The sequence below is a fragment of the Kitasatospora papulosa genome, assembly GCF_000717245.1.
Taxonomy (GTDB): Bacteria; Actinomycetota; Actinomycetes; order Streptomycetales; family Streptomycetaceae; genus Streptomyces; species Streptomyces papulosus.
In genome coordinates, this window is the sequence record NZ_JNYQ01000075.1 from 1 (window position 1) to 352 (window position 352).

1 protein-coding gene is annotated in these 352 nt (G+C 67.9%); it reads right to left on the minus strand.

The annotated features are described in order from the left end of the window. Positions 1-352, minus strand: a 352-nt coding sequence (locus IA22_RS0133775; RefSeq protein ID WP_030125885.1) for a phytanoyl-CoA dioxygenase family protein, incomplete at both ends; no start/stop codon positions are given.

Sequence of the window (352 nt, forward strand, 5' to 3'; positions counted from 1 at the left end):
GCCGACGAACGACTTGTGGGAGCCGGGCATGATCATGAGCCCGCCGTTGGTGTCGAGGTTCTCGGTCAGCGCGATCGAGACGGACACCGCCCGCATGTTCGGCAGGCCGTCCTCGGCGTGCCAGGTCTCGAAGTCGGAGTGCCAGTAGAAGCCGGAGGCCCCGAAGCCGGGCTTGACGTTGATCCGGGACTGGTGGACGTAGACGTCCGAGCCCAGGATCTGGCGGGCGCGGCCCACCACACGCTCGTCGCGCACGAGGCGTGCGAAGACCTCGCTGAGCTTGTGGACCTCGAAGACCGAGCGCACGCTCTGCGACTTCGGCTCGATGATGGAGCGCTCGTCCGCGCGGACC